The organism is Brevibacterium sp. CFH 10365 (genome assembly GCF_009299785.1).
Classification (GTDB): Bacteria; Actinomycetota; Actinomycetes; order Actinomycetales; family Brevibacteriaceae; genus Brevibacterium; species Brevibacterium limosum.
Genome location: NZ_VIGO01000003.1, coordinates 218,520 through 240,802, shown reverse-complemented (window position 1 = coordinate 240,802; position 22,283 = coordinate 218,520). Strand labels below are relative to the sequence as shown.

Annotated in this window: 17 protein-coding genes and 1 tRNA gene; 9 read left to right on the top strand and 9 right to left on the bottom strand. The window is 65.0% G+C overall.

Annotation, left to right across the window (positions count from 1 at the left end):
- Positions 1-81: 81 nt before the first annotated feature.
- From FHG09_RS07255 to FHG09_RS07245, 3 genes are read left to right on the top strand one after another with little or no spacing between them, the layout of a single operon-like run.
- Positions 82-1,095, top strand: a complete 1,014-nt coding sequence (locus FHG09_RS07255) for a DnaJ C-terminal domain-containing protein (protein ID WP_152346979.1) — start codon at positions 82-84, stop codon at positions 1,093-1,095.
- Positions 1,096-1,109: 14 nt separating this feature from the next.
- On the top strand, positions 1,110-1,550 hold the full coding sequence (locus FHG09_RS07250) for a heat shock protein transcriptional repressor HspR (protein WP_152346978.1): 441 nt from the start codon (positions 1,110-1,112) through the stop codon (positions 1,548-1,550).
- A gap of 31 nt (positions 1,551-1,581) precedes the next feature.
- The gene (locus tag FHG09_RS07245) at positions 1,582-2,457 is read left to right on the top strand and encodes a DUF1206 domain-containing protein (RefSeq protein ID WP_152346977.1); all 876 of its coding nucleotides are present in this window, start codon (positions 1,582-1,584) and stop codon (positions 2,455-2,457) included.
- Positions 2,458-2,601: 144 nt separating this feature from the next.
- Here the strand turns inward: FHG09_RS07245 and FHG09_RS07240 are convergent, their stop codons facing one another.
- From FHG09_RS07240 to FHG09_RS07230, 3 genes are all read right to left on the bottom strand, one after another.
- Positions 2,602-3,957 carry an LPXTG cell wall anchor domain-containing protein gene (locus FHG09_RS07240; protein WP_152346976.1) on the bottom strand — a complete coding sequence of 452 codons (1,356 nt, stop codon included), beginning with the start codon at positions 3,955-3,957 and terminating at the stop codon, positions 2,602-2,604.
- 241 nt (positions 3,958-4,198) lie between these two features.
- Positions 4,199-6,346 carry a hypothetical protein gene (locus FHG09_RS19790; RefSeq protein WP_193627304.1) on the bottom strand — a complete coding sequence of 716 codons (2,148 nt, stop codon included), beginning with the start codon at positions 6,344-6,346 and terminating at the stop codon, positions 4,199-4,201.
- A gap of 221 nt (positions 6,347-6,567) precedes the next feature.
- Positions 6,568-7,683, bottom strand: a complete 1,116-nt coding sequence (locus FHG09_RS07230; protein ID WP_227492614.1) for a diacylglycerol/lipid kinase family protein — start codon at positions 7,681-7,683, stop codon at positions 6,568-6,570.
- A gap of 81 nt (positions 7,684-7,764) precedes the next feature.
- Between FHG09_RS07230 and serS the strand changes: the two genes are divergently transcribed.
- Positions 7,765-9,045, top strand: a complete 1,281-nt coding sequence (gene serS, locus FHG09_RS07225; RefSeq protein WP_152346975.1) for a serine--tRNA ligase — start codon at positions 7,765-7,767, stop codon at positions 9,043-9,045.
- A 111-nt stretch (positions 9,046-9,156) separates the two neighbouring features.
- Entirely contained in the window at positions 9,157-10,017 is an 861-nt protein-coding gene (locus FHG09_RS07220) for an HAD family hydrolase (RefSeq protein ID WP_227492613.1), read from the top strand.
- 62 nt (positions 10,018-10,079) lie between these two features.
- On the opposite strand, the gene FHG09_RS07215 is transcribed toward FHG09_RS07220, so the two are convergent.
- The 5 genes from FHG09_RS07215 to ilvA all read right to left on the bottom strand — a co-directional run bounded on the left by FHG09_RS07215 (position 10,080) and on the right by ilvA (position 14,726).
- Positions 10,080-10,922: an HAD family hydrolase gene (locus FHG09_RS07215; RefSeq protein ID WP_227492612.1), complete on the bottom strand. Its 843-nt coding sequence runs from the start codon at positions 10,920-10,922 to the stop codon at positions 10,080-10,082.
- Entirely contained in the window at positions 10,919-11,494 is a 576-nt protein-coding gene (locus tag FHG09_RS07210; RefSeq protein WP_152346974.1) for a hypothetical protein, read from the bottom strand. Before FHG09_RS07210 ends, FHG09_RS07215 begins: the two co-directional genes overlap by 4 nt.
- Positions 11,491-12,102, bottom strand: a complete 612-nt coding sequence (locus FHG09_RS07205) for a proteasome activator (protein ID WP_227492611.1) — start codon at positions 12,100-12,102, stop codon at positions 11,491-11,493. The genes FHG09_RS07210 and FHG09_RS07205 overlap by 4 nt, the downstream gene beginning before the upstream one ends.
- The gene (locus FHG09_RS07200) at positions 12,099-13,103 is read right to left on the bottom strand and encodes an NAD(P)H-quinone oxidoreductase (RefSeq protein ID WP_152346973.1); all 1,005 of its coding nucleotides are present in this window, start codon (positions 13,101-13,103) and stop codon (positions 12,099-12,101) included. Before FHG09_RS07200 ends, FHG09_RS07205 begins: the two co-directional genes overlap by 4 nt.
- A 351-nt stretch (positions 13,104-13,454) precedes the next feature.
- A complete protein-coding gene (gene ilvA / locus FHG09_RS07195; protein ID WP_193627324.1) occupies positions 13,455-14,726 on the bottom strand; it encodes a threonine ammonia-lyase IlvA in 1,272 nt (423 codons plus the stop codon).
- Positions 14,727-14,922: 196 nt separating this feature from the next.
- Here ilvA and FHG09_RS07190 point away from each other — a divergent pair, with 196 nt between their 5' ends.
- Both FHG09_RS07190 and FHG09_RS07185 read left to right on the top strand, forming a co-directional pair.
- Complete coding sequence (locus FHG09_RS07190) at positions 14,923-17,625, top strand: maltokinase N-terminal cap-like domain-containing protein (RefSeq protein WP_152346971.1); 2,703 nt, start codon at positions 14,923-14,925, stop codon at positions 17,623-17,625.
- Between the two features lie 152 nt (positions 17,626-17,777).
- Positions 17,778-17,865 (top strand) — tRNA-Ser (locus FHG09_RS07185).
- A gap of 194 nt (positions 17,866-18,059) precedes the next feature.
- Here the strand turns inward: FHG09_RS07185 and FHG09_RS07180 are convergent.
- Positions 18,060-19,496, bottom strand: a complete 1,437-nt coding sequence (locus tag FHG09_RS07180) for an APC family permease (RefSeq protein ID WP_152346970.1) — start codon at positions 19,494-19,496, stop codon at positions 18,060-18,062.
- A gap of 427 nt (positions 19,497-19,923) precedes the next feature.
- On the opposite strand from FHG09_RS07180, the gene FHG09_RS07175 reads away from it, so the two are divergent.
- Together FHG09_RS07175 and FHG09_RS07170 are read left to right on the top strand one after the other, a co-directional pair.
- Positions 19,924-21,006: an MBL fold metallo-hydrolase gene (locus FHG09_RS07175; RefSeq protein ID WP_152346969.1), complete on the top strand. Its 1,083-nt coding sequence runs from the start codon at positions 19,924-19,926 to the stop codon at positions 21,004-21,006.
- A gap of 28 nt (positions 21,007-21,034) precedes the next feature.
- A complete protein-coding gene (locus tag FHG09_RS07170) occupies positions 21,035-22,267 on the top strand; it encodes a C45 family autoproteolytic acyltransferase/hydolase (protein ID WP_152346968.1) in 1,233 nt (410 codons plus the stop codon).
- The last annotated feature ends 16 nt before the right edge of the window (positions 22,268-22,283 follow it).

Genomic DNA, 22,283 nt, shown 5'->3' with positions numbered 1-22,283 from the left:
GCATTGCCCCGGGGTGCGGATTGTGAGAGGACAAGTGAATACCGTGATGACAGGATTGATTGGAAGGAAAGGAGGTGCCAGGTGAATACCGGACCTCAGAATGATTGGTTCGACAAGGACTTCTACAAGACCCTCGGCGTCTCCAAGGATGCTTCCGATGCCGAGATCAAGAAAGCCTATCGCAAGCTCGCGCGCAAATATCACCCGGACGCCAACCCCGGTGATGAGAACGCCGAGGAGAAATTCAAGGAGATCGGCCAGGCCCACCAGGTGCTCTCCGACAAGGAATCTCGGGCACAGTACGATCAGGTCCGCGCGATGGGCGGCGGCGCCAGATTCAGTGCCGGCTCCGGCGGACCCGGCGGTGCTGCCGGCGGCGGATTCGAGGACGTATTCTCCGACCTCTTCGGAGGCGGCGGACGGACGCGGACCCGCACGACCTACGGCGGCGGGGGAGACGTCCCCCCGGACCTGGCAGATCTGCTCGGCGGATTCGGCGGAGGCTTCGGTGGCGGCGGATACGGCGGCTACCAGCCTCCGGTCAAGGGCGGCGACATCAAGTCGAGCACGACGCTGTCGTTCACCGAGGCCATCGACGGCGCCTCGGTGAAGCTGAACATGCCCGGCGGAAAGCCGCTGACCGTGCGCACCCCGATGGGGGTCAAGGACGGACAGAAGATCCGCCTTGCGGGCAAGGGCAAGTCCAGTCCCAACGGCGGTGAGGCCGGAGACGTGATTCTCACCGTGCATGTGAGTCCGCACCCTGTGTTCACCCGTGACGGTGAGAACCTGCGGATGGATCTGCCGATCAGCTTCGACGAGGCGGCCCTCGGCGCCGAGGTCAAGGTGCCGACCCTGGGCGGAATGCCCGTCAAGGTCAAGGTCGCACCGGGCACGCCTTCGGGGCGGACCCTGCGCGTGCGAGGCAAGGGTGTGAAATCGAAGAAGGGCACCGGCGATCTGCTGGCGACGGTCGAGATCGTGGCGCCGAAGAATCTGTCCAAAGAAGCCAAGCAGGCGGTCGAGTCGTTCAAGGCCGCCACCGAAGGTGAGGATCCACGCGCCGGCTTGCTGGACAAAGCCAAGGCCAGTTGAGGTGGTGAATCACAATGCACATTTCATCGAGTGCGGCGGTGTATGTCATCTCGGTGGCTGCGGATCTGGCGGGTATGCACCCGCAGACGCTGCGGCAGTATGACCGCCTGGGCCTCGTCATTCCGGAACGCACTGCGGGTCGGGGGCGGCGCTACTCCGGCAAGGACATCGCCAAGCTGCGACTGATCCAGCAGCTGTCGCAGGACGAGGGAGTCAACCTCGTCGGGATCAAGAAGATCATCGACCTGCAGAATCAGGTCGATGCGCTCAGGTCGCGCAATGAGGAGCTCGAGGACGAGGTTCGGGCACGCAGGTCGGCGCAGGAGCGCGATGCGCGTGTCTTTGCGGCCGGCACCATGGGCGGCGACGTCGTCTCGATCTCCAGGGGGCGTCGTCCGCAGGGCCGTCCCGAGCCCGGGGCACTCGTGCTGTACAACCGGTACCGACGCGGCTGACTGGAGCAGCAGCTGTGCAACACTGAACTTCATGAGCGACTCCGAGAAGTTCAAGCAGGTAGCCGATTCAGCCGATGCGGTGGCCCAGGAAGCCGCCGACAGTCGGTGGTTCGAACGGATAGCCCGCGCGGGCTTCATCGCGAATGGGCTGGTTCACGCCGTGCTCGGTGTCACGACCATGGCGATCGGGCTCGGCCGAGGTGGCGGTGAAGCCGACCAGGCCGGAGCCGTCGGACAGATCGCGGCGGAGCCCTTCGGCATGGTGCTCATCGTCATCTGCCTCGTCGGATGTGCGTTGATGGCGCTGTGGTGTCTGATCAACGCGTTCTTCGGTTCGGGCTCTCTGCGCGGAGCCGGGACCCGAGACCCGCAGCAGAAGCAGGGCCGACGTCGCTGGATCGACTTCCTCAAGATGCTCGGATTTGCCATCGCCTACGCAGCGATCGCCGCGACCTTCTCGCAGTTCGTCCTCGGCGGCGGAGCAGACTCGGGGAAAGCCAGTTCACAGGCATCAGCGACAGTGGCGAAAGCCCCGGGAGGCCTTTATCTCCTCATGGCGGTAGGTGCCGTCGTCGCGATTGCAGGTGTCGCCTTCTGCGTCAATGGATTGCGCCGCAAATGGGGCGCTGAGCTGCGCAGGCCCAACAGCAGCGTCACTCGTTTCGTGCTGGGGCTCACCGGCGTCGTCGGATACCTGGGCAAGGGGGTGACGCTGTTGTCGATGGGCATCCTCGTGGCGGTCTCGGCGGCGAACGGAGATCCGGGAAATTTCACGGGCATCGACGGGGCGTTGAAGGGGATGCGTGATCAGCCGTTCGGCCCGTATCTGCTGTTGTCCGTGGGAATCGGCCTCGTACTCTATGGAATCTTCCTTGTCCTGCGTTCCCGCTACGACCGGATGGAGTGAGCCGAGGCAGCTGGTGTCGGTGATCCAGCCCGCGGACAGGCAGCGCCTGAGCGGTCGACGGCAGGAACGAGAAGAGCGCGTACCCGATCGGGTCCGCGCTCTTCTCAGTCGGTCTTGAGCTCGTGTCAGCTCAGACGATCACTCTCAGATCTCAGCGGGATCCTGGGCGGCCTTCTTGCGGCGCATGGTCAGTGCGACTGCGACCCCACCGATGAGGAGGAGGCCTGCGCCGCCGACGAGGCCGGTCAGCTCGGTACCAGTGCGGGGCAGGTCGCCGCCGTTGCCGGCATCTCCGTTGTCGCCGTCGTCGTTTCCGCCGTTGCCATCTTCATTGCCGTCGCCGCCACCGGCGTTCGGGTCCTTCTCGACCGAGAAGTCGCCGGTCAGTTCGTCATCGCCGCAGGTGACGGTCACATCGTAGTCTCCGATGTAGGCCGAGGCGTTGGAGGCGCTGGTGCCGTAGACGTTGACGTTGGCCTTGCCCTCGTCGTCTGGCTGGACGGTCTTGTCGAAAGCGGTGACGTTCGACTCGCCCTCGGGGTTGACGAGGAAGCGGACGTCTTCACCGGGCTCGCAGTTCTCGACGGCGAGTGTGACGCCCTTGTCTTCCTTGACGAAGTCAGCAGGCGTGATGGTCTCGGGGGAGACGGTCAGCTTGGCTTCTTCAGCAGGAGTGGTAGGCTCTTCGGCCTCGTCTTCGGTGATGGTGAAGTCCTGAGCCGGGGAGTTGGTCTCGGACTGCTGGTCGACACCCCAGACGGCATAGTCGCCGGCCGGGAGCTCGCCTTCACCGTCGAACTTCAGAGTTGCGGAGACCTTTCCGTCTTCGTCGGCCTCGACTTCGAGGGTGGCGAAAGCGGACTGCGCGCCTCCGCCGACGACGGTGACCTTGCCGCCGGGGGTGAAGCCCTCACCGGTGACCTTGATGCCGTTCTCCGCGAAGTTGGTTTCGGAGATCTCATCGGTGTTGAGCGAGACCTTCGGGTCGGCGGTGGGGGCCTCGGGCTCGTCGGCTTCGCCCTCAGTGACGCTGAAGGTCGTGTTGTACGTTTCGCTCTCGTCAGCAACGTTCGTGACGGTGACCTTGTAGTCTCCGACGAATGCCGGGTTTGCCTCGCCGACGGCTTCGACTCCGTCTTCAAAGGCACCGTCTGCATCGGTTGTGACAGTTGTTTCGAAGACGTTGACGTTCTGCCCACTGGCAGGTTCAACGGTCATCGAGTATTCGGTGTCTGCTTCGAGACCAGCCCCAGCGATGCCAACGCCGTTCTCGGCGAATTCGTCGACGGTGACGCTCGTAGCCGACACTGCAATTTCGCCAGCCTGCGCGGTGACTCCTTGTGCAGCGGCCTTCTGGAGCTGAACAGGGGACTTGGCGGCAGGCGATGCACCGGGCTGCTGAGTTGCCGAGGAGGGAGCCTCGGGAGCAGCGATGACTGGGGATGCGGCCAGGCCGGTGATGGCGATGGCCACCGCGGGGGCGAGGGCGAGCTTCTTCATTTATTTCCTTAGAAAATTACAGCTGGGTGTGAAGTATTACGAATGTAACAGTAATGCAACATTCACCACACGCATAGTTGTGGTCGTTTTGTTCAGCATTGAGTTCGGACTGGTCGCAGAGTTCATTCTCCGTTCACGATGAACGGTCGTTTCGGCGCGAACATCAGAACAGAAGGAGGGGCGGCTCAGCGTGTGCTGAGCCGCCCCTCCTCTGCTGATCAGGCTGTCCGCCTGTCTCAGATCAGAAGCTCGTCGGAGTCTGTCCGAACTTTTTCTTGCGGCCGGTCAATGCGATCGCGGCACCACCGACGAGGAGGAGCAGCGCTCCCGTCGTCAGTCCACCGAGGTCGGCACCGGTGCGAGGCAGCTGACTGCCGTCGTCTCCGCCGTTTCCGTTGTCACCGCCGTTGCCGTCGTCGCCACCAGCCTTGGCGCCTGCGGTGACCTTGAAGGAGTCCTTCATCGTGTCATCGCCGCAGGTAGCCGTCGCGGTGTAGGCACCGACATAGGCCGAGACGTCGGACGAAGTACCGAAGACATTGACGGAAGCATTTCCTTCGTCATCAGCCTTGACGGTGTTTTCGTACGCCGTGACGTTGATGCCCTTCGGGTTGACCTCGAAGTGGACATCTGCTCCGGACTCGCAGTTCTCTACGGCGAGGGTGACGCCCTTCTTCTCATTGGCGAAGTCCGCGGCCTCGATCGTCTTCGGGGAGACCTTGAAGGTCGCCTCGGCGGGAGCCTCGGTCCCATCTTCGTCGACGACGTTGATGTTGCCGTTGAGAGTCTCCGACTCGGTGCCTTCACGGTCGATGGTGACGGTGAACGGAACCTTGCCGACCTCGAGGCTTGCGGGGTTGCCCTCGTACCAGAGGTGGAGCTTGTAGTCGCCGTCGGCATCCGCGGTCTCGGACTTCCCGGTGAGGGAATCGGTGATCTTGTCACCCTTCTTCACGCCGGAGACGGTGACGGTCACGCCCTTGTCCTTGTTGGCGAGGTCCTTGGCGGTGATCTCCTTGGGGTCGACGTTGAGCGAGGCGTTGATCGGATCGACGGCCTCGTCTTCGGTGACGGTGAAGTCCTGAGCCGGAGAGGTGACATCTTCCTCCTGGTCAACGCCCCAGACAGCGTAGTCGCCGGCCGGGAGCTCGCCATCACCGTCGAACTTCAGAGTTGCGGAGACCTTTCCTTCTTCGTCGGCCTCGGCTTCGACGGTCGCGAAGGCCGACTGTGCACCTCCGCCGACAACGGTGACCTTGCCGCCCGGGGTGAAGCCCTCACCGGTAACCTTGATACCGTTCTTAGCGAAGTCGCTCTGTGAGATCTTGTCGGTGTTGAGGGAGACCTTCGGGTCGACTTCTGCTACTTCGTCGACGACGTTGATATCGCCCTCGAGGGTCTCTGACTCTTCGCCCTCACGATCGATGGTGATGGTGAAGGGGACTTTGCCGACTTCGAGATCGGCGGGGTCGTCTTCGTACCAAAGGTGGAGTTTGAGGCTGCCATCGGTGTCTGCAGTCTCGGTCTTGTTGGTGAGAGAATCGGTGATCTTGTCACCTTCTTCAAGACCGGTGACAGTGACGTCGACGCCCTTGTTCGCATCTGCGAGATCCTCTGCGGTGATCTCTTCTGGGGAGACCGAGAGCGAAGCGTCGATGGCTGCCTGGATGTCGACCTTGGCGGTGCCCGCGACTTTCTTAGCATCGGTGCCTGCACGCTGCACCTGGACTGCGAAGGAAACCGACTCCTGCGTGACCTCCGTGGCGGAGTGCAGCTTGAGAGTGGCGGTCGAACCCTGAGCGGTTGCCGACGGACCCGTCAGGCCGGACTTCGCCGAGACCTTGTCGCCCTTCTCGAGGCCGGTGACCTTGACCGTCACGCCGTCTTCGGCGAGCTCTTCGGCAGTGACCTCACCGGAGGTCACCTGCACCGAAGCGTTGATCGGATTGGCCTTGTCCTCGGACTTGTCATCGTCTTTGGCGTCTTTGTCCTCGTCCTTGGGGGCAGGGGCGGGCTTCGGATCGACCTTCTTCGGCGGCTTCTCGGCGTCGTCCTTCTTGTCCGCCTTGCCCTCGGCGTCCTTCTTCGCGTCCGCCTTCTTCTTGTCTGCGGCGGCCTTCTTCGCGGCCTCAGCCTTTTCCTTGGCCTTCTTCTCAGCCTCTGCCTTCTCTGCAGCCGCGTTCTTCTCGGCTTCAGCCTTCTCAGCCGCGGCCTCTTCGGCCGCCTTCTTCGCGGCCTCTTCCTTCTTGGCCTTCTCAGCTTCGGCCTTCTTCTGCTCGGCCTTCGTGGGGGCCGACTGGGAGGAGGGGGATTCCGCGGCGGCGACCGGGCTCGCGACAAGCCCGGTGAACGCGAGCGCGACTGCCGGCGCGAGGATGATCTTCTTCATTGGAGTGCCTTCAATCTCTGTGACGAGGGGTGTGATACGGCACTCATCCTAGGTTCTAAGGGTTTTCCAAACTATTTCTGTACGTTTTGTTCAGGTTTAGATGCTGTAACGCTTAGGTGAATTCCTTTAACCGTTTCGTGACCTACTCGACGGTAGAAGGATGACTGTCAGGGCCGCCTCGGCGAGGGGAGCGGCGGCTGCGGGAACCCAGCGGTCTCGCCCTACACCGGCCAGGCCTCGGCGCGGATCTGCTTGCGCTGTTCGACGGTGGGCACACGGACGGTCAGAGCCGAAGGATCGACCTCCATCTCGAGGTAGGACGACTGTCCCAGGGGATCCCCGTCGATCTGGATATCAACCTCGTCACCGGCTTCGATGACGACCTTTCGGCACTTCCGGATGTTCGTGTGCAGTCCGCGTGAAGCCCGGCGACCGGCGATCGATGCGAGCACGCCGACCCACTGTCCGAGGTTCTTCGGGCTGACGATGAGCACGTCGAGCATGCCATCGTCGATGACCGCCTGCGGCAGCAGCTGGATGCCGCCCTGCAGTCGGCCGCAGTTGCCGCCGAGGACAGAGCGCACCCTCGCCGAGATCCGGTATTCGTCGTCGAACGTGACCTTGACATGACTGGGTTTGCCGGTGAGCTTGCGTGATCCCGCTTCGACATAGGCGAGCCATCCGAGGCGGGCCTTGAGGTCGTCGCTGGTGTCGGCCATGACAGCGGCATCGAATCCGAGCCCGGTCATCACGGTGAAGATATGGGTGTCGCCGTCCGGGGCGGTCTTCGCCTTCCCCACGTCGATCTCCCGGTTTCGCCCCCACAGGGCGATCCGCAGAGCCCACTCTGTCTTGTCGAGGACGAGGTCGATGTTGCGGGCGAGCAGATTCCCGGTCCCCAGCGGGACGATCCCCAGCGGAGTGGAGGTGCCCGCCAGCGCCGAGGCGACCGCGCGGATGGTGCCGTCCCCACCGGCGGCGATGACGACGTCGACCCCCTCGTCGAGGGCGCGGACCGCAGCCCCTTCGCCGGAGTCCTCACGGGTGGTTTCGATCACGAGCGGAGGATTCCACCCTTCGAACCGACAGATCGCCTCGGCGGTGGAGGCCAGGTTGTGCACATCGGTCTTCGTGGGATTGACGATGAGGGCGGCGCGATACCTGGCCGCGTCATTGACCACCTCGTCGGAGAGGTTCGCCGGGTGGTTGTAGTGCCGCACCCGGGCAAGGACGCGTCGTGCTCCGGTCCGGCGGCCGAGGAGGAACACGGCCGCGAGCACCACGAGGGCGCCGAAGATGATGATCCAGGTCATCACGGGATCCAGCTCGATGGTCATGGCCCAAATCTACAGTGCCCAAGTCGTGTGCAGGCTGAGCGCCGAATGTCGAAAACAAGCCCGGCCCGTTAAGCTGAGAGGGTGATCGATCTAGCGCTTCTCAGAGACAACCCGGCCCTGTTCAAGGCATCGCAGGAGGCTCGCGGGGCATCCGTCGAGCTCATCGACGAGGTCATCGCCGCCGATTCCGCTCGTCGTGCGGCCATCACCGCCTTCGAAGACGCACGTGCGGATCAGAAGTCCTTCTCCTCCCAGATCGCGAAGGCGGCGAAGGAAGACAAGCCGGCACTCATCGCCGAGGGCAAGGCGAAGTCCGAGGCCGTGAAGTCGCTGTCGGCGGAGTCCGAAGAAGCCACTTTCGCCTTCGATCAGCTCGTGTCGAAGGTCCCGAACCTCATCATCGACGGCATCCCGTCCGGCGGCGAAGAGAACTTCGTGACGCTCAAAACCGTCGGCGAACCCCGGGACTTCACTCCGGACGGCTTCGCACCGCTCGACCATCTCGAGATCGGTGAGAAGCTGAAGGCCATCGACACCACCCGCGGCACGAAGGTCTCCGGTTCGCGCTTCCACTACCTCACCGGGTTCGGTGCCAAGCTCGAAATGGCTCTGCTGAACCTCGCCCGCGACGTCGCCGAGGAGGCCGGGTTCAGCCCGACCATCACCCCGACCCTCGTGCGCCCCGAGGTCATGCGCGGCACCGGGTTCCTCGGTGAGCACGCCGATGAGGTCTACCGTCTCGAAGCCGACGACCTGTTCCTCGTCGGAACCTCCGAGGTGCCCCTGGCCGGCTACCACATGGACGAGATCATCGACCTGTCCGACGGTCCTCTGCGCTACGCCGGAATCTCGTCCTGCTACCGCCGCGAGGCCGGCTCCTACGGCAAGGACACCCGCGGCATCATCCGCGTCCACCAGTTCCAGAAGGTCGAGATGTTCGCCTACGTCCCGGTCGAGGACGCCGAGGCCGAACACGAGCGGATGCTGTCTCTGCAGGAGAAGATGCTCGGACTGTGCGAGCTGCCCTACCGGGTCATCGATACCGCCGCCGGCGACCTCGGTGATTCGGCTGCCCGGAAGTTCGACTGCGAAGCCTGGGTGCCGACTCAGGGCACGTACCGCGAACTGACCTCGACGTCGAACTGCACGACCTTCCAGGCCCGTCGCCTGCAGATCCGCGAACGCCGTGACGGATCGACCCGCCCGGTGGCCACCCTCAACGGAACCATGGCCAACACTCGCTGGCTGGTGCCGATCCTGGAGAACCATCAGCAGGCGGACGGCTCGGTCACGGTGCCGGAGGCACTGCGGCCCTACCTCGGCGGGATGACCGCACAGGGACCGGAGGGGCCGCGCTACTGAGACCGTGCCGGGTCGCGGGGCACTGACCGTTCGGTGGAACTCCGCAGAACTCGGTTCGGTTCGGTCGCCTCGGCGCCGGCGAGAACGACCACAGGAAAACTTACGCATACGTTGGGAGACACATTGACCCCGCACCTCATCGCACTCGATGTCGACGGCACGATCGTCGGTTACGACGGCTCCCTGTCGGAGTCGGTGAGGCAGGTGCTCGATCGGCTCGCCGGGGCAGGCCACCACCTCGTGATCTCCACCGGCCGTGCCCTGCCGGGTGCGCTCGAGGTCGTCCACGCGCTCGATCTCAAGCACGGGTACGTCGTGTGCTCGAACGGATCCGTCGTCGTGCGCCTCGACCCGGAGCTGCCGTTGGGCTGGGAGCTGCACCATGTGGTGTCCTTCGACCCGAAGGATGCGCTTGAGCAGATGCATGCGGCGCTGCCGACGGCCCTGTTCCTCGTCGAGGATCCGGACCTGCACAGGTGGGCGTCCGGGCCGTTCCCGGCGGGGGAGCTCGCCGAATCCGATACTCTCGATATCGTCGACTTCGAGGAGCTGCTGACCAAGCGAGCCACCCGCATCGTGATGCGCGAGGTCAACGGCACAGCGGAAGAATTCGCGGCCGCCGTGGACTCGCTCGGACTGCACGAGGTCAGCTATTCGGTGGGCTGGAGCAACTGGCTCGACATCGCCCCGGACGGGATCTCGAAGGCCAGCGGTCTGGAGAACGTGGCGAAGGAGCTCGGCGTCGACCATGCGCACACCGTAGGCGCCGGGGACGGACTCAACGATCTCGAGATGATCGAATGGGTCGAACACGGAATCGTCATGGGCCAGTCGAAGGACGAACTCAAGGTGCTCGCGAGCGTGGTCACCGATTCGGTCGCCGACGACGGACTGGCCACCGCCCTCGTCGATTACTTCAACCTCGACGCTAGCCTGCTCAACGCAGAGGGCTCCACGAGCACCAGCCCCTGATTACTACCTGACGGCGGCCCAGCAACCTCGCGCGAAGTATCTGGGCCGCCGTCAGGTAGCAGTTAGGGGAGGTGGGCCTCTAACACTGCGTCGAGGTAGCGGGCGAGGCCATCGTCGTCGACGGCCTCGGTCACGGCTGCGGCGATCGCCTTGACCGAACCCAGAGCATTGCCCATCGCCACGCCGTGTCCGGCCCACGAGAGCATCTCGATGTCATTGGGCATATCCCCGAACGCCATCACCTGCGACCTCTCCACACCGAGGTGGCCGCACAGGTCCTCCAGCGTCTTCGCCTTCGTGATCCCGAACGGCGCAAGTTCGACGAGCCCGTTGTCCGGCTCGGAGAACGAGGCATGGCAGGTGCCGTCGACGAGGGGATCGATGAGGTCGTGCATCGCCTGAGAATCGCTCGTGTCCAGACGTACGAGCACCTTGACGACGTCCTCGCCGGCGAGTTCGGAGACATCGTCGATGATCCGGGCCTCGCGCGGTCGGCCGGTGACGAACTCCCGGTCGATGAAACCGCCGTTGAGAGTCTCGTAGGCGAACCGGGCCTCGGGATGGTCGGCTCGCACCGCTGCGGTGATCTCCGCCATCGTCTGCGCATCGATGCTGTGAGCATCGACGACGGATTGGGAGGCGATGTCATAGACGACGGCGCCATTGAGACACACGACCCGACGAAGGTCCGGGATCTGCTCGGCAATCGGCGTCAGCCAGCGCATGGGTCGCCCGGTGACGAGGACGAAGGGGATTCCCGCGTCCTGGCAGCGGTGGATCGCATCGATCGTGGCCGTCGAGATCGGCTTCCAGTTCAGCAGCAGAGTGCCGTCGATGTCGCTGGCGACAAGACCGAGATCGAAGTCATCGGGCGGCAGAATATCGGGGCTGATCGGAGGTCTCATGATGCCTCTACCCTAGCGAGAATCTCCTGCGCCCGCCCCAGCAGCTCCCCGGCGTCGGAGATGAACCGCACCGTGGCCTCGGCGCTCGAGTCGATCGGCCGCCCGGACGGGCCCTCCGATCGTGCCATCGATGCCGTGAGCACCGCCTCGCCGACTTTCGATGAGGCCTTCGTCAGCAGCTCCGGCACGTCGCCGACGGCCCGCCGCGCGGGCCCGGGGACCACCTGGCCGGTGACGGGATGACGGGTGTGGAGGGCCGCGGTCAGATCATCGACGACCTCGACGAGTGCGTTGAGCCGGTGGGTGCCGTCGACGATGACGTCGATCGGATCCTTCGCCGAGGCGGCCATGGCCTCGTCGTCGATGTCGGGTGACCCCGCCGAGGCGGCCCCCGACGCGGTGCCACCGGAGTCCCGTGCCTCGTGGAGGGCCACCGCAGTGGAGTAGTAGCGGTCGACTGCGCGGATGAAGCGGTCACGGTTGTGCCGCCACAGCCCGGTGCCGAACCGGTCATCGTCCTTGACAGCGGTCTTGCCCGCCTTCTTGCGCAGGCCGGAGAAGAATCGCTTCACAGATAGTTGCCGGTGCCGCGGTCCGATTCCTGTGTCTCTTTCTCGCCGGGCTGTCCCTCAGCTGGTGTCATCCCGGGCGGGACCATGCCCGGTGGCAGCTGACCGCGACCGGCCATCTGCTGGGCCATGGCCTGCTGAGCCATGATCGCAGTCTGGATGCCGTGGAAGAGACCTTCGAGCCAGCCGACGAGTTGGGCCTGTGCGATCCGCAGCTCCGAGGTCGTCGGGGGACCGTCGGCCGAATCGAAGGGCAGATCGAGGCGTTCGAGCTCGTCGATGAGATCCTTCGACAGGCCCTCTTCGAGTTCGTCGATGGAGCGGCGGTGGATCTCGGCGAGGCGTTCGCGTCCCTTCTCATCGAGCTCGGTGCCGCGGACCTCCTCGAGCAGCTGCTTGACCATGGTGCCGATGCGCATCACCTTCGCCGGCGATGAGACATCCGCCTGATCCTGCTGTGCCCGCGCCAGCCCCTCGGCCCGTGCATTGTCGCCTGACTGAGCTGCGGCATCGGCCGACTCACCGCTGCCGTCCGGCGTACCCGCCCCAGTGGGAGCAGTCTCGCCGTTCTGAAACCCGTCTCCCGTGTCGTGGCTCTCGGTCATTGTCATGCCCCTTCCTCATCGACGATGAGCAGAACCTTGCCGATGTTCGCCCCGTCCTCCAGCGTCTGATGGGCCCGGACGACGTCGGTCAGCGGCATGGTTTCGTGGATGATGGGGCGAATATTGCCCGAGATCACGGCCGGCCACAGCTGCTCGGCCACCTCGGCGACGATGGCGATCTTCTGTTCCTTCGGTCGCGCCCGCAGGGTCGTGGCGGACACGGATTTGCGGGGCTGCATGAGCCAGCCGAGGTTGATCTCGGTCTTCGTTCCGCCCTGCATGCCGATGATGACGAGGCGGCCGTCGGTGTTCAGGGCCTTGATATTGCGTTCGAGGTACTTCGCGCCGATGATGTCGAGGATGACATCGGCGCCGGTCGATCCGTCGTCGTGGACGCAGATCTCGCGCACACGTTCGACGAAGTCCTCTTCGCGGTAGTTGATGACCGCGTCGGCGCCGAGCTCGCGGCAGAATTCGGCTTTCCGTTCGGACCCGACGGTCACGGCGATCTTCACGCCGAGGTGGTTCGCGATCTGGATCGCGGCCGTGCCGATTCCGGATCCGCCGCCGTGGACGAGCAGCCATTCGCCTGCCTTCACCTGCCCGCGTCCGACGATGTTCGACCATACGGTGGACAGAACCTCGGGCAGGGCGGCCGCCTCGGTGAGGTCGAAGTCAGCGGGGACGGGAAGCAGCTGACCTGCGGGGACAGGGACGGATTCGGCGTAGCCCCCGCCGGAGAGCAGGGCCGCTGCTCGGTCGCCGACGGACCAGCCGGTCACGTCTGCGCCGAGCTTCTCGATCGTGCCGGAGATCTCGAGGCCGGGGATCTGGGTGGCCCCGGCCGGAGGATCGTAGAATCCGCGGCGCTGCAGCAGGTCGGCCCGGTTGACGCCGGCAGCATGGACGCGGATGAGGACCTCGTCGGCGGCGATGTCGGGCGTGGGTTCGTCGGAGACCTGCAGGACCTCGGGGTCACCGGGGGAGGAGATCGTGATAGCGCGCATGCTTCCACTCTAGTGGCTGGGCGCGGAGGAGGGCAGGGGAGTCCGGGCGGTGGTGCTGGGGCGTCTGAGTGACTGGGCGCGGTTGTGCAGAGAGTTTCTGCTCAAATGTAGGTCGCAATCGGACATCGGAGCTCAAACAAAGGTCACTATCGGATAGTTCTGGGGCGGCTCAGAAGTATCCGATAGTGACCTCTATTTGGCGGCGAAGGCGGGCTTCCCGCACTGTTTCGCGGGGCAAGGGGGCGCTCATGGCACTCAGCCGAAGCGCACCGCGGTGCCTGTCCAGACCGCTACCGAGCCGAATTACGCGGTGGCAAATGCACCCAGCCCGCCAGCCCGCCGCCCAGCCCCTCAGGCGAAGAGACGGAACATCGGTGAGTTCTGGTGCACGCGCTCGACCTCGATCGATGAGGCTTCCATCCGCTCGAGCAGATTCGGCAGGTCTTCGGCATAGCCGAGCTGAATGCCGACGAACGCCGGTCCGGTCTCCCGGTCGGAGCGTTTGACGTACTCGAACATCGCGATATCGTCCTCGGGCCCGAGCACCTCGTTGAGGAAGCGGCGCAGCGCCCCGGGCTCCTGCGGGAAGTCGACGATGAAGTAGTGCTTGAGGCCCTCGTGGACGAGTGAGCGCTCGAGGATCTCCGGGTAGCGGGAGATGTCGTTGTTGCCGCCGGAGACCAGGCACACCACGGTCGACCCCGGTTCGATCGTGATCGGCTTGTCCGAATCCGGTCCGCCGATTCCCGCCGAGGCCAGGGCTCCGGAGGGTTCGGCGATGATTCCGTCGACCTGGTACATATCGAGCATCTCGGTGGCCACCGCGCCCTCGGCGACGGGACGCAGGTCGAGGCCGAGTTCGGCGATGACGTCGTAGGTGATGTTGCCGGCCCGGCGCACAGCGGTGCCGTCGGCGAAGCGGTCGATGTTCTCCAAGGTCACGGGGTGGCCGGCCTTGAGAGCTGCGATCATCGAGGCGGCACCGGCGGGTTCGGCGCCGATGACCTTCGTGTTCGGCATCCGTTCGGCCGCATAGGCGGCGACTCCGGCGAGCACGCCGCCGCCGCCGACGGGCACGATGATGTAGTCGGGGTCGGTCTCGAGCTGAGCGTGGATCTCCGCGGCCACGGTGCCCTGACCTGCGATGGTGCGCATATCGTCGAAGGCCGATACCAGGAGAGCTTCGTTGCGTTCGGCGAATCGGTGGGCCAGCGCCGAGGCGTCATCGTAGGTGGAGCCGGCGATCTCGATCGTCACCTGCTCCCCGCCGAAGTGGCGGACGCGCTCGATCTTCTGCTTCGGCGTCGTCTTGGGCACGAAGATCGTGCCCTGGATGCCCAGCTCCCTGCAGGCGCGGGCGAAGCCCTGGGCATGGTTGCCTGCCGAGGCGCACACGACTCCGCGAGCGCGCTCGCCGGCATCGAGCTGGAGCATGAAGTTGAAGGCCCCGCGGATCTTGTAGGACCGCACCATCTGCAGGTCCTCGCGCTTGAGGTAGACCGTCGAGCCGGTTGCGGTCGTCAGCCGCTCGCAGATCTGAAGTGGCGACAGGATGACGGAATCGGAAATTCGCAGCGCAGCCGCCTCGACCTCGTCGGCGAGTGTGAGCTTCTGGGGAGTCATGTCTGTTTCAACCACCAGACTATTGTGCGCCCTTTGTCTTGCCATTTGGCAACTCGTATCGACATGAGGACGCCTCGTGCCCGCCCATCCTGCGTGATTCGGCTCCCGACTTCGGGGTTTCGGGTGCGCCCTGGACCGCCTATACCCCATATCATGATTGGATGGAGGATGCCCGTAATCCCTTCTAGGAGACGTCATGGCCATCAGCAGTGAGCTCGAACAACTGTTAGCCAGCTGGATACCCCGACAGCCGTGGTTCCCCAAGCTCGCAGCAGATTTCGGGACCGACCCCGACATCACGCCCATGTCGGTGGCCCGCGCGTTCACTTATACCGCCGAGGAGCTCGGAGGCTTCGCCGGTCTCGTGACCGTCATCTCCGTCGGCGACGGCCCCACCCTGCGTCGCCTCAACATCCCCCTGACCCTGCGCGGTGCCGAGGACATGCACCTGCGCCACGCCCTTATCGGACGCGTCGACGACCTCGCGCTCGGCACGGTCTACGTCTATGACGGCGCCGCTGATCCAGTCTTCGTCAACCTCATGGCCGACGCGATCACGAAGCGCAAGGTCTTCGACGGCGGGCAGCTGTCCACCGAATCCCTGCGCCACAGTCAGGAGAAGACCGAGGCCCGGGACCGAGCGCCGATGCCGTTCCCGGTGACCGCGAACGGGGCGGCCGCCTCGGCGAATTCGACTGACCACACCGCCGCCGAGGCGGTCCCTCCGAAGCCATCGATCGGTGACCTCACAGTGGGGGCGGAGGACGTCATGCCCGTCGAGATCCGACCGATCGAGGTCTCGGACTCCGGGCCGCACAAGTCGACCGTCATCATCCACGACGAATACGAGCCGATGGAGCTCTCTTTCTTCCGTGTCCTCGAGAATGGGATGCCGTCATCGCTGACGATCCCCGTCCTGCTCACCGAGGCGGGTTCGCGCAGCGTGCCCGAGGTCATCGGCTGGGGCTCGGGTCGCTGGTACGACATGTTCGAGGTCCAGGAGATGGAGGCGCCGATGGCGCTGCTCTCCCACGTCGATGTCGACGCCGAACCCGCGTGGCGAGAGGCCGTGAACACGGTGTGCGCCGTCGATTCCGGTTCGATCGGGGCGTATAACGCCCATGCCGCGGAGATGGGTCGGCGCATCGGCGAACTCCACACTGACATGGCCGCCGAGTTCGGAGTCGTCGAAGGTGCCGGCGAACCGACGAAGCAGCTGGTGCAGAAGTGGGTCGAGCGCATCGACTGGGCGCTGGGCCGGGCACCTCTGGCACTGGATTCGCTGGTCCCGGAGCTGCGCGGGCACCGTGCGAGGCTACAGGGACTCGAGACCATCGGCACCCTGCAGAAGATCCACGGCGAGCTCACGCTGGACCATGTGGTCAGCTCCTCGACCGACGGCTATTCAGTCGTGAAGTTCACGGATTCGACGAATTCGGATCCCAAACCGGCCGCCTTCGACCTCGTGGCGCTGCTGCGCAGCATCGACTACGCCGCCGGTTTCGCTCGTCTGCAGCGCACCGACGCCTTGGACTCCGAGGACGGCTCACTGGTCGTCAGCGGCTTCGGCAACGATCCGGGGGCACTTCGCGCGATCTTCGACTCGCCCGAATACCTGTGGGCCTCGCAGGTGCAGAACTCGCTGCTGTCCGGGTATTCGCGAGCTCGCGGCGACAGCATCGGGCTGAGCGATCCGGTGCTGCGGGCGGCACTGATCGACCGACTCCTCGTCGAGGTCGTCACCGAGCTGCGCAACCGCCCGAACTGGCTGTCCGTCCCGCTGGCCACACTCTCCCTTGTGCTCAAGGGCAAGCCGTCCCGCGCCGAGGAGGCCGCCGCCGAGCCCGCCCCGGGCTGGGCCGGTTCCGGTGAGTCGGGTTCCGGCCAGGCCGATTCTGATCAAGGCGAAGAGTCGCGCGCCTCCGGCCCCGCAGTCGGTGCCGCGGCTGCTGGGGACTCGGCCGCTGAAGGTGAGTCGGGTGATTCGTTCGCTGTGGCGCCGCCTGCCGACGAAGCGACGGCCGCCGATTCGGAGTCGGTCGGTGCTGCTCCCCGAGGTACGTCCGGTGCCGTCGCGGCAGCGATCGCGAACTCGGACGTCGAAGACTCGGACTCCGAGGATTCTGGCGCCGAAGTGCCGACGGCGAAGAGCGACGAGGCTTCCGACGCGGAGCCCGAAGCTGCTGAGGCACCCGGAGCAGAGACCGTGGTCGGCGAGGATCCCGCGGCAGAGCACGTCGCCGGTGAACCCGAGACCGGCGAGTCCGACGTTGGTGAACTCGAAGCTGACGAGTCTGAAGCCGGTGATCCCGAAGCCGAAGAGGTCGCCGATACCGCCGAGAACACCGTCGACGCGGTCGCTGATCCCGACATCGACGATGTCGAGGACTCCACTGTGGTTCCGCCCCAGGACGACGTGCCCGAAGCAGCTCCGGCCGCCGGGTCCGAGAAGCCTGTGGAGGCGTCAAAGCACACGGACGCCTCGAAGCAAGCGGATGCATCTCGGTCTGCGGAAGCCGCGAACGCACCTGAGTCTGCGGAAGCTGCGAAGCCCGCGAACGCTTCGAAGCCCGCTGGCGACGAAGAGTTCGTCGACGAGGAAGAGGCTGAGGTCCCCGTCCAGCGGGTGCCTGCGACGTTCGCGGCGCGCGGTGCCACCTCGGAGGACGCCGACAGCACCGGACATCAGGCGCAGCCGTCCAAGCCGAAGGACGCGCCGAAGCTCGGCAAGACCTGGAGCGATCGCCTCGAGGAAACGGCCAGCGCTTCCGGCAAGCCCAGTGGCCGCGCCGCCGACAAATCGGGCGCCGGCTCCGAGCCGGAGAGCCGTTCGGTCTTCGACGACCTTCTGGGCACGGAGCGCAAGCGCAATCGAGCGAAGAAGCGCAAGAAGGACTGACCCGGTCGCGCGCCGGACCGCACTGATGTCGGTCGGGCGCTGAACGACCAATTGGCAGATGCTGATCCAGTTGTGAGAAACTATGGTGGCTCAGCCTTGTGCTGGGCAGGCCGGGTTCTCATCGTTGCTCTCACATGCATCGATGAACCGAGGGAAGCGTGTCCGAGCGGCCGAAGGAGACGGTCTTGAAAACCGTTGTGCGGCAACCCCGCACCGTGGGTTCGAATCCCACCGCTTCCGCCCAGTGAAGAGCCCCCGAATTCAACGTCATCAGCGAAGAGTTCGGGGGCTTTCGCTCGTTCAAGGCCAAGTGCGCTTTTCGCTAGGCAGACCTACCGATAACCGCGCTTGGCCTTGAACGACGGGATTTCTGCGATGCAGCGCTTGAACGACGGTCCGAGTGGTGCCGCTGCCGCAGGCCCAGTCGCGCAGCCTCAGTCCCGCACGGGCGCTCCCTGCTCAGGACCGCCGGAACCGTCGTGTGTCCCAGCGCCTTCGCCAGCCTCGGTCACTTCGGGTTCGGACATCTTCGCGTCGGCCTCGGGGTCGTCGAAGCTGCGCACTGAGCGGCGGAATCCGCGGGTCATGATCGCCAGGTAGATGACGCCGATGGTCAGCCACACGAGGCCGCCGATGAGTGCCGTCTCGTGCAGGCTCACCCACAGCACGCCGGTGAGGATCGCACCGATCGCCGGCATGACGACGAAATCGAACGCCGTCTTGAAGTCCTTCACCTGCCTGGTCCGGAACGCATAGTGGGCGATGACCGTGAGGTTGACGAAGGTGAACGCGATGAGTGCACCGAAGTTGATGAGCGCAGAGATGAACTCGAGACTGAACGACATCGCGAGCAGGCACACGGCGCCGACGAGCACGATGTTGAACACCGGCGTGTGCGTCTTCGGGTTGATGTAGCCGAAGGCCCTGCGCGGCAGCACGCCGTTGCGCCCCATCACCAGCAGCATTCGCGAGACGGATGCGTGTGAGGCCAGCCCCGAGGCGATCGTGGCCGCGAACGCTGCGGCCAGGAAGAAGCCCTGGAAGACGTGACCGCCGGTGAGGAAGCCGATCTCCGGCAGCGGGTCGTCGACGATGGTGAACTGCGAGTTGTCCGGGAAGAGCAGCTGCGCGAAGTAGCTGGCGATGAGGAAGATGGCACCGCCGGCGACGACGGTGAGCATGATCGCCTTGGGCATGAGGTTCACGTGCTTGGCCTCGTTCGTGTACATCGTCACGGCGTCGAAGCCGATGAACGAGAAGCACACGACGGTGGCGCCGGTGAGCAGCGTCGAGAGCTTGACTCCCTCGTGGACGAACGGTTCGGGGCTGAATACGACTCCGGCGCCGTCGCCGTTGGTGAGGTTGACGACCGCGAAGATGCAGAAGAGGGCGACCATCGTGACCGCGAAGATGAGCAGCACGGCGTTGAAGTTCGCCGTCCCCCGCATAGACGAGGTGACGATGCCGGTCATGACGACCGTATAGACGACGACCCACACCCACGGCGGCGCATCGGGCACGAGCGACTCCATATAGAGGCGAGCGATGAGGCAGTTGACCATCGGCAGCAGCAGATAGTCCATCAGAGATGTCCATCCGACGAGGAAGCCGAGCCCCGGCGACATCGTCTCCCGCGTATAGGTGTAGGCCGAGCCCGCGGTCGGGAAGATCTTGACCATCTTGCCGTAGCTGAACGCCGTGAAGATCATGACGACGAGAGCGATCAGATACGCCGAGGGCACGGCTCCCGCGGTCTCGTCGGACACGATTCCGAACGTGTCGAAGACGACCGTCGGCGTCATGTAGCCGAGCCCGAGTCCGACGATGGACCACAGCCCGAGGTTGCGCTTCAGTGAGCCAGAAGCAGCCATATCAATCCTCCCCAATGAGTCTTGCTGCCTGCCGGTCCGCGATCATCGGCGTCGACGAGGGCCCGGCAGTGATGTGCGTCATGATCTTAACGCTGAAAGTACTGAAAACGAAAGCTGTCGAGGAGAATCTGCAGACAATCAGTACTGATTAGATGTCATAGCGACGAAATCGATCATGGCGATCGACGATATCGGTAGTGCTCAATCGCGGATCCGAATCCTTCCCTCGCTGAGGCGGCTAGCCACTCACCGTTGCCCAGTTCGCAGCCGCGCAGACCGTCGTCCCCTGCGCTTCGCCGACCGACTGCACCTCAGGTGCGGCCCACCCGCCTCGGCCATTGATCGAATGCTTTTTCAGCAACGATCGGAAACGGAGTAGATTGCAGTCAACGGACAATGTGGCCCCAGCGAGAGGTGTGAGAGAAGTATGGCGATCGAATCGCTCAGTTCCCAGCAGTCGGCGGCATGGAAAGACCGAGTCCTGCCTCCTGTCGAACAGGTCGCCGAGGGTGTCTGGGCCCTTCCGGTCCCGATCCCGAACAACCCTCTCGTCTTCACCTACTGCTATGCCATCGCCGACGGCTCCGGCGTCGTCCTCATCGACCCGGGCTGGGACGGCAAGGACCAGTACCTGGCGCTCACCTCGGCGCTGGCCGACCTCGGCTTCACCGTCGCCGATATCCGCGGGATCGCGATCACCCACTACCACCGCGACCACATCGGACTCGTGCCCGCACTGCTCGCGAAGAACCCCGACGCCTGGGTCGCCATGCACGGCGAGGACCTGCGCGCGATCAGACGCTTCTACACCGACGCCGTCGACCTCGGCACCGGCATCGACCCCAACCTCAACATCGCCCGCGCCTACGGAGTCCCCGAGGACCGCTGGGCCGAAGTCGAAAGCCTCCAGGTCGGATCGAGCAAGGGCGGGGCCAAACACGACTCGATGAGCCTGTACAAGCAGGCGATGAGCCGGCTGCCCGAGAACATCCACGTCCTCGACGACGGCACCGACCTCCCTCTCGACGAGGGCCGAGTGACGGCAATGTGGACGCCAGGGCACACCTACGGGCACTCGGCGTTCGTCCGCGACGAGGACAAGCTGTTCTTCTCCGGCGACCACGTGCTGCCGACGATCACCCCGAACATCGGCCTCGATTCCGGCGCGATCACGCACAGCCTCGGCGACTATCTGCGCTCGCTGGAGAAGATCGGCGGGCTCGACGAGGATGTGGCGGTGCTGCCGGCCCACGGATTCCGCTTCAGCGGACTGCACGACCGCAAGGTCGAACTCGTCGAACACCACCACGAACGACTCGGCGAGATCCGCGCCCGCATGGAGTCCACCGACGACCACAGCGTCTTTTCGATCGCGGCGGGCCTGCACTGGTCACGCGGCTTCGAGAGCCTGCACAACTTCAACCTCTTCGCCGCCCTTGCCGAAACTGCCGCGCACATGCATTATCTCGGTATCGACATCGGCGTCGGCTCGCTCGTCGGCACGGACTGAGCCGATTTCGACTGAAGGAGGAGTCGTCATGAGCACCGAATTCGTTCCCGCCGCCGAGGTGCGGCCCACGACCTTCGCCGTCCGCGCGAGCGACCATATCGAGCGCGGTCACCGCCGCGGCCAGGAGCTGCGCACGGGAATCGAATCCACCCGCAGAGCCTATCGCCGTTACTTCTCGCATCTGTCCATCCCCGAGGCGGCCGTGGAATCCGCGACCGTGGCGAGTCTTGAGCGACTCAGGCAGTGGTGGCCGACCGGCGCCGAGGAGGTCGAAGCCGTGGCCGCGGGTGCGGACATCGATGTCATAGAGCTCATGGAGATCATCGCCCGCACCGAGATCATGACCCAGGCGAAGGCCGCACCGACCGAATGCTCGACCGTCAGCCACACGAGCCCGGGCGCCTCCGTGGCCGCGCAGAACTGGGACTGGGCCGCGGACTTCTCCTCGCTGTGGCATTTCAACGACGTCGGTTCCGTGCCTGGTCAGCACCGACATGTGGGCATCGCCGAGTTCGGAATGCTCGGCAAGATCGGTCTCAACGAGGCCGGTGTCGGGGTGCTGCTCAACATCCTCAAACACGCCGGCGACGAGGCTGGGGGAGTGCCCATCCATATGATCCTCGCCCGGGTCCTGGCCGAAGCCGGCACTCTCGACGAGGCGCTCGAGATCATCCGAAGCGCCGCGACCTCGTCCTCGTCGGTGATCACCGTCATCACCGCCGAGGCGGCCGTCCAGGTCGAGATCGCCGGTGCACTCAAGCGCGAGCGGCGGGCCCGCGCGGGCAGTGCGGCCGACGGAGAGACGGGGGAGTCCGGGTTCCTCCTCCACACGAACCATTTTCTGCACCCGGATCTGCTCGACGGTGCGCTTGAGCTGCGCCCCGATTCGACCTCGCAGGACCGCTATCGGCACCTCGAGGGCGCCGTCGCCGACTTCGAAGCCGAACGTGCCCGGGCGCGTACCGGCGAGGCCGCACCCGACGAAGCCGCTGCACCCGACGACGCCACTGCACCCGACGACGCCGCCTCACCCGGCGTCGGCGAAGGGCACGCGGCCGTCACGGTCGGCGACCTCACGAAGTTGCTGACGACGGGACCGGGACAGGCACCCGTGTGCTGCATTCCGGCACCCGGCGCCGCCTACGGGGATCGGTCGGCGACGCTGGTGAGCGTGCGCATCGATCCGGCGCGCAGGCAGATCGACCTTGCTCCCGGGTCGCCGGCCGAGGGTCTGCGCGGAAACCGCCGCTTCCAACTCTGAGCCGGCGGCGGTCCCA

Coding starts and splice junctions, on each gene's coding strand:
- FHG09_RS07180 (WP_152346970.1), bottom strand. CDS start 19,496: ATGGCTGCTTCTGGCTCACTGAAGCGCAACCTCGGGCTGTGGTCCATC.
- FHG09_RS07215 (WP_227492612.1), bottom strand. CDS start 10,922: ATGAGACCTCCGATCAGCCCCGATATTCTGCCGCCCGATGACTTCGAT.
- FHG09_RS19790 (WP_193627304.1), bottom strand. CDS start 6,346: ATGAAGAAGATCATCCTCGCGCCGGCAGTCGCGCTCGCGTTCACCGGG.
- FHG09_RS07230 (WP_227492614.1), bottom strand. CDS start 7,683: ATGACCATCGAGCTGGATCCCGTGATGACCTGGATCATCATCTTCGGC.
- FHG09_RS07250 (WP_152346978.1), top strand. CDS start 1,110: ATGCACATTTCATCGAGTGCGGCGGTGTATGTCATCTCGGTGGCTGCG.
- FHG09_RS07190 (WP_152346971.1), top strand. CDS start 14,923: ATGGCCATCAGCAGTGAGCTCGAACAACTGTTAGCCAGCTGGATACCC.
- ilvA (WP_193627324.1), bottom strand. CDS start 14,726: ATGACTCCCCAGAAGCTCACACTCGCCGACGAGGTCGAGGCGGCTGCG.
- FHG09_RS07175 (WP_152346969.1), top strand. CDS start 19,924: ATGGCGATCGAATCGCTCAGTTCCCAGCAGTCGGCGGCATGGAAAGAC.
- FHG09_RS07205 (WP_227492611.1), bottom strand. CDS start 12,102: ATGACAATGACCGAGAGCCACGACACGGGAGACGGGTTTCAGAACGGC.
- FHG09_RS07200 (WP_152346973.1), bottom strand. CDS start 13,103: ATGCGCGCTATCACGATCTCCTCCCCCGGTGACCCCGAGGTCCTGCAG.
- FHG09_RS07245 (WP_152346977.1), top strand. CDS start 1,582: ATGAGCGACTCCGAGAAGTTCAAGCAGGTAGCCGATTCAGCCGATGCG.
- FHG09_RS07240 (WP_152346976.1), bottom strand. CDS start 3,957: ATGAAGAAGCTCGCCCTCGCCCCCGCGGTGGCCATCGCCATCACCGGC.
- FHG09_RS07170 (WP_152346968.1), top strand. CDS start 21,035: ATGAGCACCGAATTCGTTCCCGCCGCCGAGGTGCGGCCCACGACCTTC.